This window comes from Reyranella massiliensis 521 (assembly GCF_000312425.1).
GTDB lineage: Bacteria > Pseudomonadota > Alphaproteobacteria > Reyranellales > Reyranellaceae > Reyranella > Reyranella massiliensis.
The window spans coordinates 4,288,164-4,305,742 of record NZ_HE997181.1; the positions used below are offsets into that span (position 1 = coordinate 4,288,164).

Consider the following 17,579-nt stretch of genomic DNA (forward strand, 5'->3'; position numbering starts at 1 on the left):
GCGTGATTCCGATCAGACGGTAAGACCAGCCGCCTGGGCAGCGACCGCACCGCCGATCAGTGCGACGACAATGCCAATCGCTGAAAGCGCCGATGTACGGATCCGATCGATGGTGAGGTGCTGAGCCAGGGCGCAGGCGCCGAGTCCGATCGCGGATTGCACGATGAAGAGCCCCACGAGATAGGCGACGATCGGCGTAGGTTCCGCACCGACGACCGATTCGCCAAGCGCATGGCCGTGTACCAAGCCCGCAACGCCAAACAGAGGCACAGCAAGGGCCGGCGAGATCGCGACACGCAAGATCAGGAGCGCGCCGATCGCCAGTGTTGCCAGACCAACCAGGAGTTCGCCGCCCGGCAGATCGACCCGGGCGAGATGCAGCGCAACGCCCGCCATCATGGCGGCGCTGAAGATCAGAACAGGGACAACGCCGCGGCGTGCGATCCCCGCCAACGCGCCAACACCGACGATGGCTGCAAGATGATCGAGACCAATGATGGGATGGCCAAGGCCCGACAACAGGCCCTGCAGGAAGGTCTGCGGCATTTCTCCACCCATCGGATGGTGTGCGTAGGCAGGCGCCTGCCAAACGAGCACGGCAAGCACCGCCAGAATGGTCGTTCGCCGAATCGGGGTCGTCATCGCCTGCCTCCGTCGTCGCGAGCCCAACGGGACTCGTCTCGCTGCCGTCTCCGACGGAGCCCGCCTCCGGTCAGGACCGGATGTCGGGTGGACCTCGCTCCCGGCGGCTCCCCGCGCCAGGACTCGGATGCGGCACTTTCGACGGCAGGTTTCCTGGCTCTCGGCTCTCCGCCTCAGGCCACCTTCCCGGTTTCCCAGTGGTATCAAGGCCTTCGGCTTGCCGATTACAGTTGCGGGGGCAGCCTCGGATTAGGGCGAAATGCCCTTCACCGTGTTCCCTTTTGATCCCCTTGCGGGGCACCGTCCCGCGCTTGATACGGGCCGCGGTGAAGCGTCGTCAACGGGAATCGAGCCGCAACAACCGTCAGCCAAAGAGGCCGAGCGAGTTGGCGGCAGCGACCGCACCTGCCACGGTCACGACGGCGCCGATAACGGTCAGCTTCTTGAGCTGCGTCGGCTGACCGGAGATCTTGATTGCGAGAGCGCAGGCAATGGTGCCAACGCCAATCTGCACCAGGAGCATGCCGCCGATATAGGCCAATAGCGGCGCCGTCGGCGCCTGAGAGATCGATTCACTCAGCGAGTAACCGTGGAAGAGCCCGGCAATGGCGAAAAGAATGGATGCAATCTGCGGATGCATCGTTTGCCGCCGCACGACCAGCGCACCGATACCGATGGTCGTCAGGGCAACGATGGCCTCATCGAAGGGAAGCGTAACGGGGCTGATCTGGATGGCGACGCCAATGATCGATGCCGCACTGAAGGCCAGCAGCGGAATGAGTCCTCGCGCAGCGATACCCGCCAGGACGCCAATGCCGACAATTGCGGCCAAATGATAATACTCGAAAATCGGATCGCCGACGCCCGAAGCCAACCCCTCGACAAAGGTGCGCGGCAGCTCTTCGTCGCCGGCCGATTGGCCGAGGGCGTTGCCTTGAAATGCGACCATGAACACGGCCGACAGCACGCCCACCCAACGGACCGATGCCGACATGACCTCCCCGCTTTTTGCAGCGAGTCTTCCCAAACCCACTGTCGTCCATTTTGATAAGGGCGATAGCCAAGGGCCGTCAACAATCTTTGGCCCACCTTGCTGTCGCGGGTCCTCCCGATCATTCTGCGCTCCCATCGCACAGCAGGCCATCATGACCATCGAACAAGATGAAGAAGCTCGTCACAAAGCCAAGATGGCCAATCGCAAGGCCATTCAAGACAAAGAAGTTGCACTCAAGACGGTCGAGAAGGGCCTCCTCGTCGTTCACACCGGCAAGGGCAAAGGTAAATCGACGGCGGCATTCGGCTTACTGCTGCGTGCCCTTGGCCGCGGCCTGCGCTGCGGTGTCGTGCAGTTCGGAAAAGGCGCCTGGCAAACCGGCGAGCGGTTCGCGGTCGAACGATTCGGCGATCAGGTGCAGTGGTATACCTTGGGCGAAGGCTTCACCTGGGAAACGCAGGACCGCGAACGCGACGTGGCGGCTGCCCGGCGTGCCTGGGCGAAGGCGCTGGAGCTGATGGCCGATCCGTCGATCCGCTTCATCGTGCTCGACGAACTCAACATTTCTCTGCGTTACGACCACCTCGACATCGCCGAGGTCGTGACCGCCCTGAGGGCGCGACGTGCCGATCAGCATGTCGTTGTTACCGGCCGCAACGCCAAACCCGAGCTCATCGAAGCCGCCGACCTAGTGACCGAAATGACCTTGGTGAAACATCACTTCGCGGCCGGCGTGAAGGCGCAGGAAGGCATCGAGTTCTGATGAAGGATCGGCCTGCTGCGCGTGCCTTGATGATCCAGGGCACGGGCTCCGATGTCGGCAAGTCGCTGCTGGTCGCGGCCCTTGCCCGCGCCTATACGCGGCGCGGCCTCAAGGTGCGGCCGTTCAAGCCGCAGAACATGTCGAACAACGCCGCTGTCACGGCCGACGGCGGCGAGATCGGACGGGCACAGGCATTGCAGGCGCGCGCCGCTGGCGTCGCGCCCAGTGTCCACATGAACCCGGTCCTCCTGAAACCCCAGAGCGATGTCGGCGCGCAGGTAGTGGTGCAGGGCCGGGTTGTCGGCAATGCCAAGGCACGCGAATTCCAGACAATGAAGCCGGCGCTGCTGGGCGCCGTGCTGCAAAGCTTCGACAAGCTCGCCGCCGAAGCCGATCTCCTCCTGGTCGAGGGCGCCGGCTCGGCGTCGGAAGTAAACCTGCGCGCCGCCGACATTGCCAACATGGGATTTGCCCGCGCCGCCAACGTGCCCGTCGTGCTGGTCGGCGACATCGACCGTGGTGGCGTGATCGCGAGCCTGGTCGGCACCAAGACGGTCATCGATCCTGCCGATGCCGCAATGATCGTGGGCTTTGTCGTCAATCGCTTTCGCGGTGATCCGGCACTCTTCGCTGACGGCATGACGCTGATCGAACGGCACACGGGATGGCAGGCGCTGGGACTGGTCCCCTTCTTTCAGGACGCCCACCGGCTGCCGGCCGAGGATGCGCTTGGCTTGCCGAACAACCTCCGCGCTGCCGATGGCGCAGTTCGCATCGCCGTGCTCGCCTACCCACGCATCGCCAATTTCGACGACTTCGATCCGCTGCGGCAGGAGTCCGGAACGGACGTGGTGTTCGTCCGTCCGGGCGAAGCGATCCCCGGCGATGCCGCACTTGTCATCCTGCCGGGCTCGAAGGCGACCATCGCCGATCTCGCGGCGCTCCGTGCCGCCGGTTGGGACATCGATCTGCGCGCTCACCTGCGCCGCGGCGGGCACGTGCTGGGCATCTGTGGCGGCTACCAGATGCTCGGCCGCCATATCGCCGACCCTGAGGGCATCGAAGGGCCGCCGGGCAGCGTCGACGGGCTTGGCCTGCTCGATGTCGAGACCGTGCTGGGCGGCGACAAGGTCCTGGTCGAAGTCACAGGGCACACAGAAGCGGAGAGTGCGCCCTTCAAAGGCTACGAGATGCATATCGGCCGCACGACCGGCGCTGCGCGGCCACTTCTGGCGTTGGACGGCGGTGGCCGCGACGGCGCCGTCGACGTGAGCGGACGGATTGCCGGATGCTATATCCACGGTCTGCTGGCGGACGACCGGCAGCGTCGCCACTGGCTGCACCGCATCGGCGCGGCCAGCACCGACTTCGACTACGATGCCGGTATCGAAACCACGCTCGACCGCCTGGCCGAGCACATCGAGCAGCACATGGATCTCGACCGGCTCTATGCGCTGGCGAGAGTGCCGGACCTCACATCAACACGATGATCGCCGCCAGCAGAGCGATGACCCCAATCTGGACGCCACAGGCCGTGCGATAGAGCTGCAACGCGGCGCGGATGTCGCTGGCGGTCAGCTCGGCCCGACCGTCGCCCATCCAACGATCGTCGACCGTCACGCCGCCATAGACACGCGGCCCGGCGAGCCGGATGCCTAGGGCGCCCGCCATCGCGGCTTCCGGCCATCCGGCATTGGGCGATCGGTGATGACGTGAATCGCGACGCACGGCTGCCATAGCATTCGCGGGCGAACAGCCCGGCAGCAACGACGCCGCCACGATCAGCCAGAGCGCTGCCAGCCGCGAAGCCGGCAGGTTCACCAGATCGTCGAAGCGGGCGGAGGCCCAGCCGAAGGCGCGATAACGATCGGACTTGTGGCCGACCATGGAATCGGCCGTGTTGACTGCCTTGTAGGCCAGCGCCCCCGGCAAGCCGGCCACGACAAGCCAGAAGAGCGGCGCCACGACGCCGTCGGAAAAATTCTCGGCAAGGCTCTCGATCGCTGCACGGCAGATGCCGGCTTCGTCGAGCGCCTCGGTGTCGCGCCCAACGATGCGCGAGACCATGTTGCGCCCACCGGCGAGCCCATGCTCGTCGAGTCCGCTCGCGACATCCCCGACATGCGCAGCGAGGCTCCGTTGCGCGAGCAGCGAACTCGCCAACAGACCGCAGAACAGCGTAGCGAAGAGATCGTCGAAGATGTCCTCCAGCAGGTCCGCCACGAAGACGCCCGCGGCGATGCTCGCCCCCAGGAGCACGAGAAGGAGGACGACGCCCATCCCGCGGCGCTGCTCGAACGAGGCCGTGGGTGAATTCCACACGTCGTCGGCCCATGCTATGAGCCGCCCGATCCAGGTCACTGGATGGCCGATCGCACGATAGAGCGGCTCGGGATATCCAACGGCCGCTTCGATGGCGACGGCGACAAGGGCGAGACTGGCGAACATGAATGCTCTGCCTAACATGACGCCCGCACCCGGAAAACGGCCAAGCCAAAGGGTCGAACATGGCGGCGACCTGTCCGCGATCCGTGCCCGTTTTCCCGACGCACCGGAGCCCTGGATCGACCTGTCGACCGGCATCAACCCCGTGCCCTATCCGATGCCGATGCTATCCGCAGAGGCATGGACGCGGCTGCCGACGCCGGCGCAGGAGGAAGCGCTGATTGCCGCGGCTGCACGCCGCTATGGCGTGCCGGACCCGGCCACGATCGTCGCCGCCCCCGGCACACAGGCGCTGATCCAGACGTTGCCGCGCCTCCTGCCGCCCAGCCGGGTCGCCATCCTCGGCCCAACCTACGAAGAGCACGAAGTCTGCTGGCGCCGGCAAGGCCATGAAGTCTCTACCGTCACCGATCCCGATCAAGCGGCGAACGCCGAGGTCGCGGTCGTCGTCAATCCCGACAATCCAAGGGGCCGCCTCCTGGCCCCCGACGAATTACCGTCTCCATCCAAGCTGCTGGTGGTCGACGAGGCGTTCATCGATCTCCTGGCGCCCGCCTGCAGCCTCGCCGGGGCTCTGCCGCCGCGCACGGTCGTGCTGCGGTCCTTCGGCAAGACCTACGGCCTGGCCGGCCTGCGCCTGGGCTTCGCCATCGCCGGCCACGAACTCGCCGAGAAGCTGCGCGGCGAGTTCGGCCCCTGGGCGGTTTCGGGCCCGGCGCTGGAGATCGGCCGGGCGGCGCTCGACGACGATGCCTGGTTGAGCGCGACGGCAGAGCGCCTGACGGTGGATCGCCAGCGGCTCGATGAGATTCTCATCGAAGCCGGTTTTGTCATTCTGGGCGGCACGCCCCTCTTCTGCCTTGCCAGGCATCCCGAAGCGCCGGCCATGGTCGAGCGGCTTGGCCGTCGCGGCATCCATGTCAGGAGCTTCCGGCAACAACCGACATGGTTGCGCTTCGGTCTGCCGGGCAGCGGCGATGCCTTCGAGCGCCTTGGCGCCTGCTTCAACGATTGAGGATCCCGTGGCCCGCTCTTCGCGCAGAACCTTCATCAAAGCCGCCTCGGCCGCGGCCGCCGCGTCGACGGTCGCGGCCTGCGATGCCCCGGCAAGCAATACAGCACAAGGTGTGCGCATCACCGGCGGCACGGAGTCCAAGTTTCCATCTGCCGAGGCGCCGGGCTCGAACGATGGCGGTTACAACATTCTCTTCATCCTCACGGACCAGGAACACTATATGGGTCCGCGCTGGCCGGTGCCGCTGCCCGGCCACGAGCGCCTGCGCCGCACCGGCACCTTCTTCGAGAACCACCAGATCGCCGCCGACATGTGCTCGGCCTCGCGGGCGGTGATCTATACCGGCCTGCACATGCCGCATAACGGCATCTTCGACAATGCCGGCGTGCCCTACATGAAGAGCCTGGACCCCAAGCTGCCGACCATCGGTAAGGTCCTGCGCAAGCTCGGCTACTACACGGCCTACAAGGGCAAATGGCACCTCAACGGCGCGATGGCCATGGAGAACCATCCCGACGACATCAAGGCACTGTTCGAGACCATGATGGATCGCGACTACGGTTTCTACGACTATACCGGCGTCGGCGATTTCATCGAGGGTGCCCGGGGCGGCTACCAGTACGACCAGATCACGACGGCGCAGGCGGTACAGTGGCTGAAGGCCAAGGGCCGGCCGATGGCCGACAAGCGCCAGCCCTGGTATCTCGCGGTCAACCTCGTCAATCCGCACGACGTGATGTGGGTGAATACCGACACGCCGGGCCAGCCGCCGCAGCAGGCAGTGGAGGCGAAGCTGAGCATGGCCTACCCGCCCAACGATTCGCTTTACAAGCGGCAATGGAACGAGATCCCGCTGCAGAAGACCTGGCAGCAATCGCTCGACACGCCCGACCGCGTGCCGGCCCACCGCATCTACCATGCCGCCAACGGGATCCTGACGGGCCTGATCCCGCAGGAGGAAAGCCGGGTGCGGATGCGCCAGAACTACTATTTCAACGCCATCCGCGATGTCGATCAACAGATCGTGCAGTTGCTCGACCAGCTCGATCGCCTCAGCCTCACCGACAACACCATCGTCATCTTCACGTCGGACCATGGCGAGCTGCTGGGCTGCCACGGCGGCCTGTCGGGCAAGGGGACGACGACGTATCGCCAGCAGAACCATGTGCCGATGCTGGTGGTCCATCCCGCGATCAAGGGCGGGCAGCGCTGCCTCGAGACGACATCGCATCTCGACTTCGTGCCCACCATCGTTTCGTTGGCCGGCAAGTCGACGGCGCCAGTGGCCGACGTCATGACGCGCATGAAAGGCCAGGACTTCTCGCCGTTGCTGCGCCAGCCGGAGAATCCGGAATTTACGCGACGCCGCGGCGGTGTGCTGTTCTGCTACAGCCAGCTCATGGTGCACGATCCGCAGTTCACCAAGACGCTCTACGAGACCTTGCAGAACAAATCGATCGCGCGGTCGGCGCTGTTCCGCACCATCGAATCCTTCCCGGTCAACTGGCCGCTGCGCGTCTGCATCCGGTCGATCGTCGACGAGCGCTACAAGTTCAGCCGCTACTTCTCGTTCCGCGAATTCAACACGCCGGCGACCTTGGAAGAATTGCGCGCGAAGAACGACCTCGAACTCTACGACCTGCGCAACGATCCCGACGAGACCCTGAACCTCGCCTACGACTTCGACCGCAACCGCGACCTCATCGCCACGATGAACGCCAAGCTTAATGCGTTGATCGCCCGCGAGATCGGCGTCGACGACGGCAGCTTCCTGCCGCTCAAGGACTGGATCAACTGGAACGAGGCCCGACCGGAATCCGCCATCAACATCTGAGGCGGCGGCTGGCTCTCACGTGCCGCAGAACGTCCGATAGACGCGCTGGTCCGGCGGCGGCGGTTCCTCGTAGGCCGCAAACTCCGGCCGCGCCTCGTAGGGCTTGGCCAGAACGGTCAGCAGTTCCTCGAAGGGAGCGTAGTCCTCGCGCTCCGCGGCGGCCGTAAGGGCTGCCTCGACGCGGTGATTGCGCGGGATGTAGACCGGGTTTACCGCATCCATCGCCGCCTTGCGGGCGGCACCGTCCATCGGCTCGGCTTCCAGCCGCTGCCGCCAGCGCACCGCCCACGCGTCGAAGGCTTCCGGCTTGCTCTCGAACAGGCTGCGCACTGTTGCATCGGCAGCAGGATCGACCGCCGCATCGCCCAGACGGCGGAAGGCGAGGGTGAAATCGGCCTGGCCGTCGGTCAGTGCATTCAGGAAGGCCTGTGCGAGCTCGGCATCCTCCTCCTGTTCGGTCGTCAGTCCGAGTTTGGCGCGGAGTCCGCCGATCAGCGCCTCGACATAGTGGCCGCGGAACGACGGCAGCACTTCATTGGCGATTGCGAGGGCAGCGTCGCTGTCCTCGGCCAGCAACGGCAGCAAGGTTTCGCCGAACCGCGCCAGGTTCCAGTGCGCGATGCTCGGCTGATGAGCATAGGCATAGCGGCCCTGCTGGTCGATCGAGCTGAACACCGTCTCGGGATTGTAGGCGTCCATGAAGGCGCAGGGGCCGTAATCGATGGTCTCGCCGGCAATCGAACAATTGTCGGTGTTCATGACGCCGTGGATGAAACCGACCAGCAGCCATTTGGCGACCAGCGATGCCTGGCGGGCGATGACCCGCTCGAACAGGACGCGATAGGGCTGATCCGAATCGCGTGCCTCGGGATAGTGGCGTGCAATCACATGGTCGGCCAGCAGGCGCAGGGCTTCCGAGTCGCCGCGCGCGGCAAAGAACTGGAAGGTACCGACCCGGATATGGCTCGATGCGACGCGGGTCAGCACGGCGCCGGGCAGTTCGCCGTCGCGCCAGATCGGCTCGCCGGTCGTGACGGCCGCCAGCGAGCGCGTGGTCGGAATGTTCAGCGCCGCCATCGCTTCGCTGACGATGTACTCGCGCAGTACCGGCCCTACCGCGGCCCGGCCATCGCCGCCGCGCGAGAACGGCGTGCGGCCCGATCCCTTGAGCTGAATGTCCCGGCGCTGTCCGCCACGGTCGATGACTTCGCCCAACAGGATGGCGCGGCCATCGCCAAGCTGCGGCACGAAGTTGCCGAACTGATGACCGGCATAGGCCAGCGCGATCGGCTCGGAGCCCGGCGCGACGAGGTTGCCGGCCAGCATCTCGACGCCCTCCGGCGAGGCCAGCACCTCGGGATCGAGGCCGAGCTGGAAGGCCAGCGCCCGATTGAGCTTCACCAGCCGGGGTGCCGCAACCGGGGTCGGCGCCAGCCGCGCATAGAAGCGCTCCGGAAGCTTGATGTAGCTGTTGTCGAAAGGCAGGCCGGCCGGATTCGCCATGGTTTACTCGCGCTGGGTTTACTCGTCGTAACGGGCGGACGTGATGCCGCTGGCTCGGTCGTAGTGCAGCGAAATCTTCTGCAGGGTGCAGAGGTTCAGATACTGCCACACGGCGGGCGCGCCATCGTCGGCAAAACCCACCTTCAGATCACCCATGCAATAGTCGGTGGGCGCACGATAGGAGACCTCCCGGACCTCGCCCGGCTTGATGACCGGGGGCCGCAGGAAGTTGGGTCCCCAGAAATTGAGCTGGGTCGGCGACACGGAAAGCTGGCTAATCGGATAACCCGTGGCATTCTTCAGCCGGAACATGGTTTCTTGGGCAAACGCCTCCCCCGAACAGAAGACCAGGGCGGCAACAGCCAGACTGCGCAACATGAACAATGAACCTCACCAGGGAAGAAGCGTTGCGGTCGACTTTGTCGCAGATCGTCGAACCGCGCTAGAGGGGCCCTATGACGCTGCTGATCAGCCATCCGTCGTTTCTCGAACACGATACTGGCGACTATCACCCCGAACGAGCGGACCGGCTGCGTGCGGTCACGGCCATCCTGGCCGACGAGGAATTCGCCGGCCTGAAACGCCTCGTGGCCCCCGAAGCCACTATTGAACAACTCACGCGCGTCCATCCGCCGGGCTATGTCGACGCTATCCTGGGCATTCGCCCGCCGCCTGGCGAGCTGGTCCACATCGACGCCGACACCGTGATGAGTGCCGGCAGCGCCAACGCCGCGCGTCACGCGGCAGGCGCCGTCGTGGCCGCGGTCGACGGCGTTCTCGGTGGTGCAGCCCGGACGGCCTTTGCCGCTGTCAGACCGCCGGGCCATCACGCGACGCCGGACGTTCCCGGCGGCTTCTGCCTCTTCAATAATGTCGCAATCGGCGCGCGGCATGCGCAGGCGGCATTCGGCGTCGAGCGTGTGGCGATCATCGACTTCGACGTCCATCATGGCCAGGGAACGCAGGCCGTTGTCGAGCCGGAGCCGACGCTCTTCTACGCCTCGACGCATCAGTATCCGCTCTATCCCGGCACCGGCTTCCCGCGCGAGCGCGGCATTGCGGGCAACGTGGTGAACGTGCCGCTGGCCGCCGGCAGCGGCAGTGCCGAGTTTCGTACGGCCTGGAGCGAGCGTATCCTGCCCGCGCTCGACGGCTTCGCCCCCGAGCTGGTGATCGTTTCCGCCGGGTTCGACGGGCATCGCCGCGATCCGCTGGCGCAGCTCAATATCGAGACCGAGGACTTCGTCTGGCTGACCGAAGAGCTGCTGGCCATCGCCGGACGCCATGCTGGCGGCCGCCTCGTCTCGGTGCTCGAAGGCGGCTACGACCTCGCCGCGCTCGCCGAATCGGTCGCCACCCATGTGCGGACACTGATGGCGGCCGACGCCGCCTGACGCTTCAGGACTCAGGGATCGCGCGGTCGATCTGCCAAGTCGCCGCGCTGACATGCGGCTCGAGGCTGAGTCGGCCCACGATCTGCTCCAGCGCCGCATCGTTGCGCTTCGCCGCCACCGCCTGCGCCGTCACCGTCACCTTCGACGTATCGGGGATGTCCTCGCTATCGAGGCGTCGCAGACCGAGGCCCGCTTGCGACAGCGCATGCAGGAGCAGGGACCGCATATGCGCTTCCTCGGCGCCGCGACAGGCGATCTCGACCGTGTAGTAGGTCTCCGAGTCCGTCGAGGTCAGCAGCCTGAAGTTCATGCGCCGCACCAGCGGCCGCAGGAAGAGGTTGGTGCCGATCACGAAGACCGCGGCGAGGATGCTCGGCCCGCCATGGCCCGCGCCGGCCAGGGTGCCGACCATGGCCGAACACCAGAGCGTCGCTGCGGTATTCAGCCCATGGACATTGACGCCCTCGCGCAGGATCACGCCCGCGCCCAGGAAGCCGATGCCGGTCACAACCTGGGCGGCGACGCGCGTCGGATCGCCCTGGCCGACCAGACCGGAAAACACGACGAAGCCCGCCGCGCCCAGCGCCACGAGGGCGTTGGTGCGCAGGCCGGCCATCTTCTGATGCCACTGCCGCTCGAAACCGATCGCAGAGCCCAGCACCAGGGCAAGGGTAAGACGCAGGGCGGGATCGCCCAGGGCCACAAAATCGAAGGACATCGCCCCTCCATGATCGGGGCTGGTTGCAATTTGATGACGGCCCGTGTTCAGGCCGGATTGTCGAGGCTAAAGACGCCGGTTGCTTCGTCGTAGGCAAACGCCTCGGCAAAGCGGCCCCAGGTAATGGCGGCCCGCAGGGTCTGCTCGGCGAACTGCTCGGACATGTGGTCTTCAAGTTCGTCGCGGAAGCGGCTGGCAGGAGCACGATGCGCACCGCGCTCGTCGAGCACCCGCTTGATGTGGCCGGCAAGCGGTACATAAGCCAGGAGATGCTGGGCGAACAGCCGCTTGCGGTCGTCAGGATCGAGATCGACGAAGCGACGGCCCGCCTCGGTCAGCTTGATGTCGCCCTCGACCAGTTCGGCGAAGCGCAGGAGCTGCAGGGTCTCGGCAATCGGAAACAGATCGTCGATCTCCATCTGCAAGGTTCCCGCCAGCGCCGGCAGATCGGCGTGACCGCGATAGGGTTCACCCGCCATGGCTTCGAGGAAGCCCGCCAACAGGTTGGGGGAGAGATGCGGCAACAGCATCGAAATGCCGCTACCGGCAAAGGCGCCCGGCGCCTTTCCAGCGGGCCGCGCCGTCATCAACGCATAGATGTCGTCGACGAGCTGACGGAAAGTCGGGTCGAGGCGATTGCGCGGCTGCGGCAGAGTCACCGGAATCTCGGCGACGAGGCGCCCAGGATTGGACGAGAAGACCAGGATGCGGTCCGACATCAGCACCGCCTCCTCGATATTGTGCGTGACCAGCAGAATCGACGAGATCGGCATCCGGCCCTCGCCCCAGAGATCGAGCAGGTCGGTGCGTAGGGTTTCCGCCGTCAGCACGTCGAGCGCGGAGAAAGGCTCATCCATCAGCAGCAGCTTGGGATGAACGACCAGCGCGCGCGCCAGTCCGACACGCTGGCGCATGCCGCCCGACAGTTCCTTCGGATAGGCGCTCTCGTAGCCGTCGAGGCCGATCAGATCGATGGCCGCCAGTGCACGCCGGTGGCGTTCGGCCGGCGCAATGCCCTGCGCCTCCAGGCCGATCTCGACATTCTCCTGCACGGTGAGCCACGGGAAGAGCGCGAAGGTCTGGAACACCATCGCGACGTCCCCGGCCGGTCCCGCCACCGGCCGGCCGGCGATCGACACCCGGCCTTCGCTGGCCGGCAGGAGGCCCGCGATGATGCGCAACAGCGAGGACTTGCCGCAGCCGGAGCGGCCGAGCAGCGAGACGATCTCGTTGTTGCCGAGTGTCAACGAGATACCGTCGAGGACCAGCAGGTTCTCGCCGCTGCCCTTGGGGTAGAGCTGCCGCACCTTGTCGACGACGACCAGAGGCGGCGAGAACGGCGCCAACGGACGCGTGAGGAGGTTGGTGTCCATTGTCGTCTCCTTCAGGTCAGGCGGAAGCGTCGTTCGGCGAGGCGATAGAGCGGTCGCCAGACCAGACGGTTGCAGGCGACGACCATGATCGACATGACGGCGATACCGAGGACGACGCGCGGATAGTCCCCCGCCTCCGTCGCCTGCGCGATGTAGGCACCGAGCCCGGTCGCCTCCAGCTTGGTATCGCCCCAGCTCGCGACCTCGGCCACGATGCTGGCGTTCCACGAACCGCCCGACGCCGTCAGCGCCCCCGTCACGTAGTAAGGCAGGATCCCCGGCACGATGACCTTCCGCCACCATTGCCAGGAGCGCAGCCGAAACAGCACCGCCACTTCGCGCATGTCCGTTGGAAAGGCACTGGCGCCCGCAATGACGTTGAACAGGATGTACCACTGCGTGCCCAGGATCATGAGCGGGCTGAGCCAGATGTCCGGATCGAGCTTCCACGACACGATGGCGACGACGGCAATCGGAAACAACACGTTGGCCGGGAAGGCCGCCAGGAACTGTGCAATCGGTTGCACGCGCGTTGCGATCCCCAAGCGCAGGCCGATCCAGACGCCGACCGGGACCCAGACGAGGCTGGCAAGCGCGATCAGCACCGCCACGCGCAGCAACGTGAGGAAGCCGAGGCCTACCGCCTCCGCAACGTCGTCGAGCGTCAGCGTCTGATCGGCGAACATCACGATCCGCCACAACGCCCAGGCGACGGCGATCAGCACCACAGCCAGCCACAGGACATCGGCACGCCGCCCCGCTCCGGCCGGCGCCACCCGCTGCGCCGCCGGCGCACGACGCGGTGCGACGGCTGCGACGCACGCCGACAGGGTGCCGATCAGAGCAGAGATACGACGGATCAGGCGGCCGCGGCGCCAGAGGTCATAAACCCACGAGCGCGGCCGTTGCTGTGCGGCGGTCTGCTCGAAGCGGAACTTGTCTGCCCAGGCCACGATGGGGCGAAACAGGAGCTGGTCGTAGACCAGGATGACGGCCGCCATGGTGCCGACGGCCATCAGCACGGCCGCGACATCTCGTTGCGCAATGGCAAGCGCCAGCCAGGAGCCGATGCCCGGCAGCTTGATCGTGGTATCGCCCACCGTGATCGCCTCCGAGGCGACGACGAAGAACCAGCCGCCCGACATCGACATCATGGTGTTCCAGATCAGGCCGGGCGCGGCGAACGGCACTTCGAGGCGCCAGAAGCGCAGCCACGGCGAGAGGCGGAAATGACGCACCGCCTCGTCGAGATCGCCCGGCACGGTGCGCAGGGATTGGTAGAAGCTGAAGGCCATGTTCCAGGCCTGGCTGGTGAAGATGGCAAAGATCGCCGCGCACTCCGCGCCGAGCTGGCTTTGCGGAAACAGGCCGATGAAGAACACGACAGTGAAGGAAAGAAACCCCAGCACCGGCACGGACTGCAGGATGTCGAGGGCCGGCAGGATCACCAGCTCGGCACGGCGGCTCTTGGCTGCAAGCGTCGCGACGACGAAGGTGAATACGAGAGACGCCAGGATGGCGGCGAACATGCGCAGGGTCGTGCGCAGCGCATAGTCAGGCAGATTGGCCGGATCGAGCGTCACGGGATCGCTGGCGAGCCATGCTGCCGGCGCGACCATCCCCCGCGCGCCATGCGCGATGGCGACGAAGACTCCGGCGATCAGGATGAAGATCGCGAGATCGTGGAAATTGGGCCACACCCGCGCTCCGCCCAAACCGAGCGGCGCCGGAAGTCGGCTCTTTTCCCTGCGGTTGTCCATGTTTGCCCCCTCAGCTCGCCGCCGCGCGGCAAACTAGAGGACAGATGTTGCGGATAGCCTTCATCCGCGCCTCCTTCAGATCGGGTCGTTGGTTCGACCCGGGAGGCGCGACCGGAGGAGAGCCTAGAGCGGCAGGCTAGTCCTCGGGATCTCGATCTCCCGGGCAAGAATCCCGGCCGTCGTCACGGTCGCAGAGCGACTGTGGCAATCGGACGAGGTGTTGCTAGATCGCGGGTTCATCGAATCCCTTACGGTTGCTTTCGCGCGGCCCAATACGCCCGGACCAACGAGCGGTCAAGCGCAGCAGCGTCACTTGAAGTACGAATGAACGATCTCGACGAGTTCCTCTGCCGCCTGCACGCGCGTGTCGTCGCGCTTGGACGTGCGATCGACGAAGTTCTCCAGGATATGGTCCTCGATCACCTCAGCGATGAAGCCGTCCAATGCGCCGCGGCACGCCGCCGCCTGCTGCAGCACGGATGAACAGCTCGCGTCTTCCTCGAGGCGCCTTTCGACGGCATCGAGCTGCCCCCTAATGCGCCGCACACGCATCAGGAGTTTTCGCTTTTCCTTTTCCCGCAGGGTGTCCGACATTTCGCTTGATCCTATCCTGGAGGGGGGTATATACGCGACGTCGGCGCGGCCTGTCCAATTGCCGGACGTCACGCCGGATCCACCCACCCGCAAAGGTCCCGATGAACCCGCGATCTAGCAGCAACTCGATAGAAGGACACAGTCGTCGCGCGACTGTTTCCGATGTCGACGCCGGCATGAGCGGCGGCGTGGGTTTGCGAGGGCCGGCCTGACCTCCTCCTGATCCGCGCCCCTGCCGGTCGGTGCAACCGATCTGATTGAAGGAGGCGCGGATGACCAACGTCCGCAAGATCAGCCCACTCGCATTTCCGGGCATCCCCCTCTCGCCTGCCACTGGCGGGTGCGTGCCGACGGCCGCCTGGAGTGCGTCTGGAAACAGCTGCCAAAGACGAACAGCGACGTGATACGCCTCGACGACCATCGTGGTCCCGGGAGGTTACACGGCAGCGTAACGCCGCCCGGCGAAGATCGCCGCAACGTGCGGATGCAGAACCCGGGCGCGACGTGCATGATGCGGCAAGGACAATGAAGAAGGCAGTCTGGTCGACACACAGGGTTCTGGGAGGCCTCGCGGCAGCCGCGACGGCGTTCGGTGCCCTGTCCGCCCGGGCGGCCGATCCGGAACCTGCACGGTCCGGCTTCTATGTCGGCGGTCATGTCGGCTACCTGTTCGGCAACGCGACGGCGACCTTCGCCGATCCGATCGGCGTCGAGACCTCGGGCGGTGCATCGCCCTACGGCACCTTTTTCGGCGGCGTACAGGCGGGCTACGAACACTACTTCCCGTCGCACTGGATGCTCGGCCTCGAAGTCGACATGTCCTTCCCTAGCGCGGAGGATCTGGCGCAAGTCCTGTCCTACCGCGCGACGGCCGCGGGAACGGCCAACCAGCAGCTCGAATATCTCGCGAGCCTGCGCGGTCGCATTGGCTACGGCATCGGCCCCTGGACGCCCTTCGTCACCGGCGGCATCGCCTGGGCAAGTACCCGGTCCAGCCGTACGGACCTCACCACCGGCAACGAGGATGCAAGCCCCGGCAATGTCCGGGCGGGTTACATTCTGGGGGCCGGCGTCGACTACAGGCTCGACTCGAACTGGTCCGCGCGCGCCGAATATCTCTATACCAGCCTGCCGCTCAACGGCTTCGTCTTCGCCACGCCGGCCCGCTACGATTCACTCTACGACCTGCATCGCATTCGCCTCGGCCTGAACTACAAGTTCGGCACAAAGGAAGAAACCAAGGCCGAGCGCCCCGATCGTGGATTCGGTTCGTGGGAGATCCACGGCCAGACGACCTTCATCTTTCAGGGCTATCCGCCGTTCAACGCCCCCTACTCCGGCGCCAACAGTCTGCCCCCCGAGGGCCAGAGCCGCGAGACCTGGACAACCTCGGCCTTCCTCGGCCTTCGGCTCTGGCGGGGCGCGGAGCTCTACTACAATCCCGAGCTGCTGCAGGGTTTCGGCGTTGCCAACACGACCGGCGCCGGCGGCTATCCCAATGGCGAGGCGCAGAAGTCCAACTTCCCCTACCCGCGCTACAACACCTCGCGGCTCTTCCTGCGCCAGGAGATCGGCCTCGGCGGCGAACGCGAGAAGGTCGAGAGCGACTACGGCCAGCTCTCGGGCGAGCGGGACGTGTCGAGGGTCACGCTGCAAATCGGCAAGTTCTCGGTGAAGGACGCCTTCGACGGCAATATCTATGCCGAAGATCCCCGCATGGATTTCCTCAACTGGTCGATCTGGGCCTCGGGCGCCTTCGACTATCCCGCCGATCGCCTCGGCCTCACCTGGGGCTTCATGGCCGAACTCAATCAGGCCAACTGGGCGCTACGCGCCGGCTACTTCCTGGTGGGCAACGAGCCCAACGCCAACACCTTCGACCTCGCGCTCTTCTCGCGCGGCGGCTATGTCGGCGAACTCGAACTGCGCTTCCGGCCCTACGACCGTCCCGGAGCCATTCGTTTCGGAACCTGGATGAACAGCGTCTTCTCCGGCTCCTACAACGAAGCCGTAGCATTGGCCGTCGCAAATGGCGTGACCGCCGACGAAACGATTGGCCAGACACGACGCGGCCGAACCAAGTTCGGCTTCTACGTCAACCTCGAGCAGGAGCTGACCGACGACATCGGCCTCTTCAGCCGCTTCAGCTGGAACAACGGCAAGTCGGAGATCGTGGCCTTCACCGATATCGACGCCAGCCTGTCGCTCGGCCTGTCGATCAAGGGCACGCGCTGGGGCCGCGAACAGGATCGCATCGGCATCGCCGGGGCGCTGAATTCGATCTCGGGCGATCACAGCAGTTTCCTGGGCGCCGGCGGCCTCGGCGTCCTGGTGGGCGATGGCGCCCTCAGCTACGGCTCCGAAGGAGTGGTCGAGGCGTACTATGCCTTTCAAATCGCCAAGGGCATCGTCGCCACCGCCGACTACCAGCTCCTGGTCAACCCGGCCTACAACGCCGTGCGCGGCCCGGTGCATGTCTTCAGTGGCAGGCTGTCCGCACGCTTCTGATGCCGGCGTACGGCGGCGGGCGGGGCCGTCCGTGTC

At 65.7% G+C, this 17,579-nt stretch carries 15 protein-coding genes and 1 riboswitch; of the genes, 6 read left to right on the plus strand and 9 right to left on the minus strand.

The window, feature by feature from the left end; translation table 11 throughout:
• Positions 1 to 12: 12 nt before the first annotated feature.
• Together BN60_RS20900 and BN60_RS20905 are read right to left on the minus strand one after the other, a co-directional pair.
• Positions 13 to 642, minus strand: coding sequence for a HupE/UreJ family protein (locus BN60_RS20900; RefSeq protein WP_020698095.1), 630 nt, complete (start codon positions 640 to 642; stop codon positions 13 to 15).
• Positions 643 to 768: 126 nt separating this feature from the next.
• Positions 769 to 962: riboswitch (cobalamin riboswitch) on the minus strand.
• A gap of 44 nt (positions 963 to 1,006) precedes the next feature.
• The gene (locus BN60_RS20905) at positions 1,007 to 1,636 is read right to left on the minus strand and encodes a HupE/UreJ family protein (protein WP_020698096.1); all 630 of its coding nucleotides are present in this window, start codon (positions 1,634 to 1,636) and stop codon (positions 1,007 to 1,009) included.
• Between the two features lie 151 nt (positions 1,637 to 1,787).
• Between BN60_RS20905 and cobO the strand changes: the two genes are divergently transcribed.
• Together cobO and BN60_RS20915 are read left to right on the plus strand one after the other, a co-directional pair.
• A complete protein-coding gene (gene cobO / locus BN60_RS20910) occupies positions 1,788 to 2,399 on the plus strand; it encodes a cob(I)yrinic acid a,c-diamide adenosyltransferase (RefSeq protein ID WP_020698097.1) in 612 nt (203 codons plus the stop codon).
• A complete protein-coding gene (locus BN60_RS20915) occupies positions 2,399 to 3,889 on the plus strand; it encodes a cobyric acid synthase (protein WP_020698098.1) in 1,491 nt (496 codons plus the stop codon). The genes cobO and BN60_RS20915 overlap by 1 nt, the downstream gene beginning before the upstream one ends.
• Here BN60_RS20915 and cbiB read toward each other — a convergent pair.
• Complete coding sequence (gene cbiB, locus BN60_RS20920; RefSeq protein WP_020698099.1) at positions 3,873 to 4,847, minus strand: adenosylcobinamide-phosphate synthase CbiB; 975 nt, start codon at positions 4,845 to 4,847, stop codon at positions 3,873 to 3,875. The genes BN60_RS20915 and cbiB overlap by 17 nt on opposite strands.
• Here cbiB and cobD point away from each other — a divergent pair.
• A complete protein-coding gene (gene cobD / locus BN60_RS20925) occupies positions 4,846 to 5,859 on the plus strand; it encodes a threonine-phosphate decarboxylase CobD (protein ID WP_020698100.1) in 1,014 nt (337 codons plus the stop codon). The two genes, cbiB and cobD, sit on opposite strands and share 2 nt — an antisense overlap.
• A 7-nt stretch (positions 5,860 to 5,866) precedes the next feature.
• Positions 5,867 to 7,693 (plus strand): sulfatase family protein, encoded by a 1,827-nt coding sequence (locus BN60_RS20930; RefSeq protein ID WP_020698101.1) that lies wholly within the window; start codon positions 5,867 to 5,869, stop codon positions 7,691 to 7,693.
• 15 nt (positions 7,694 to 7,708) lie between these two features.
• Here BN60_RS20930 and BN60_RS20935 read toward each other — a convergent pair whose 3' ends face one another.
• The gene (locus BN60_RS20935) at positions 7,709 to 9,196 is read right to left on the minus strand and encodes a protein adenylyltransferase SelO (protein WP_020698102.1); all 1,488 of its coding nucleotides are present in this window, start codon (positions 9,194 to 9,196) and stop codon (positions 7,709 to 7,711) included.
• An 18-nt stretch (positions 9,197 to 9,214) separates the two neighbouring features.
• Entirely contained in the window at positions 9,215 to 9,574 is a 360-nt protein-coding gene (locus BN60_RS20940; RefSeq protein ID WP_043284179.1) for a hypothetical protein, read from the minus strand.
• A gap of 77 nt (positions 9,575 to 9,651) precedes the next feature.
• On the opposite strand from BN60_RS20940, the gene BN60_RS20945 reads away from it, so the two are divergent.
• Positions 9,652 to 10,590: a histone deacetylase family protein gene (locus tag BN60_RS20945; protein ID WP_020698104.1), complete on the plus strand. Its 939-nt coding sequence runs from the start codon at positions 9,652 to 9,654 to the stop codon at positions 10,588 to 10,590.
• A 4-nt stretch (positions 10,591 to 10,594) separates the two neighbouring features.
• Here BN60_RS20945 and BN60_RS20950 read toward each other — a convergent pair whose 3' ends face one another.
• The 4 genes from BN60_RS20950 to BN60_RS20965 all read right to left on the minus strand — a co-directional run bounded on the left by BN60_RS20950 (position 10,595) and on the right by BN60_RS20965 (position 15,035).
• The gene (locus BN60_RS20950) at positions 10,595 to 11,308 is read right to left on the minus strand and encodes an MgtC/SapB family protein (protein WP_020698105.1); all 714 of its coding nucleotides are present in this window, start codon (positions 11,306 to 11,308) and stop codon (positions 10,595 to 10,597) included.
• A 47-nt stretch (positions 11,309 to 11,355) separates the two neighbouring features.
• A complete protein-coding gene (locus BN60_RS20955) occupies positions 11,356 to 12,681 on the minus strand; it encodes an ABC transporter ATP-binding protein (RefSeq protein WP_020698106.1) in 1,326 nt (441 codons plus the stop codon).
• A gap of 11 nt (positions 12,682 to 12,692) precedes the next feature.
• Complete coding sequence (locus BN60_RS20960; protein ID WP_020698107.1) at positions 12,693 to 14,441, minus strand: ABC transporter permease; 1,749 nt, start codon at positions 14,439 to 14,441, stop codon at positions 12,693 to 12,695.
• 309 nt (positions 14,442 to 14,750) lie between these two features.
• Positions 14,751 to 15,035 (minus strand): metal/formaldehyde-sensitive transcriptional repressor, encoded by a 285-nt coding sequence (locus BN60_RS20965; RefSeq protein ID WP_020698108.1) that lies wholly within the window; start codon positions 15,033 to 15,035, stop codon positions 14,751 to 14,753.
• A 525-nt stretch (positions 15,036 to 15,560) separates the two neighbouring features.
• On the opposite strand from BN60_RS20965, the gene BN60_RS20970 reads away from it, so the two are divergent.
• Positions 15,561 to 17,543, plus strand: a complete 1,983-nt coding sequence (locus BN60_RS20970) for a carbohydrate porin (RefSeq protein WP_020698109.1) — start codon at positions 15,561 to 15,563, stop codon at positions 17,541 to 17,543.
• The last annotated feature ends 36 nt before the right edge of the window (positions 17,544 to 17,579 follow it).

What these genes read in the sequence shown, in the direction of transcription:
- BN60_RS20900 (WP_020698095.1), bottom strand. Translation starts at nt 642, where the DNA reads ATGACGACCCCGATTCGGCGAACGACCATTCTGGCGGTGCTTGCCGTG.
- BN60_RS20905 (WP_020698096.1), bottom strand. Translation starts at nt 1,636, where the DNA reads ATGTCGGCATCGGTCCGTTGGGTGGGCGTGCTGTCGGCCGTGTTCATG.
- cobO (WP_020698097.1), top strand. Translation starts at nt 1,788, where the DNA reads ATGACCATCGAACAAGATGAAGAAGCTCGTCACAAAGCCAAGATGGCC.
- BN60_RS20915 (WP_020698098.1), top strand. Translation starts at nt 2,399, where the DNA reads ATGAAGGATCGGCCTGCTGCGCGTGCCTTGATGATCCAGGGCACGGGC.
- cobD (WP_020698100.1), top strand. Translation starts at nt 4,846, where the DNA reads ATGAATGCTCTGCCTAACATGACGCCCGCACCCGGAAAACGGCCAAGC.
- cbiB (WP_020698099.1), bottom strand. Translation starts at nt 4,847, where the DNA reads ATGTTCGCCAGTCTCGCCCTTGTCGCCGTCGCCATCGAAGCGGCCGTT.
- BN60_RS20935 (WP_020698102.1), bottom strand. Translation starts at nt 9,196, where the DNA reads ATGGCGAATCCGGCCGGCCTGCCTTTCGACAACAGCTACATCAAGCTT.
- BN60_RS20940 (WP_043284179.1), bottom strand. Translation starts at nt 9,574, where the DNA reads ATGTTGCGCAGTCTGGCTGTTGCCGCCCTGGTCTTCTGTTCGGGGGAG.
- BN60_RS20945 (WP_020698104.1), top strand. Translation starts at nt 9,652, where the DNA reads ATGACGCTGCTGATCAGCCATCCGTCGTTTCTCGAACACGATACTGGC.
- BN60_RS20950 (WP_020698105.1), bottom strand. Translation starts at nt 11,308, where the DNA reads ATGTCCTTCGATTTTGTGGCCCTGGGCGATCCCGCCCTGCGTCTTACC.
- BN60_RS20955 (WP_020698106.1), bottom strand. Translation starts at nt 12,681, where the DNA reads ATGGACACCAACCTCCTCACGCGTCCGTTGGCGCCGTTCTCGCCGCCT.
- BN60_RS20960 (WP_020698107.1), bottom strand. Translation starts at nt 14,441, where the DNA reads ATGGACAACCGCAGGGAAAAGAGCCGACTTCCGGCGCCGCTCGGTTTG.
- BN60_RS20965 (WP_020698108.1), bottom strand. Translation starts at nt 15,035, where the DNA reads ATGTCGGACACCCTGCGGGAAAAGGAAAAGCGAAAACTCCTGATGCGT.
- BN60_RS20970 (WP_020698109.1), top strand. Translation starts at nt 15,561, where the DNA reads ATGAAGAAGGCAGTCTGGTCGACACACAGGGTTCTGGGAGGCCTCGCG.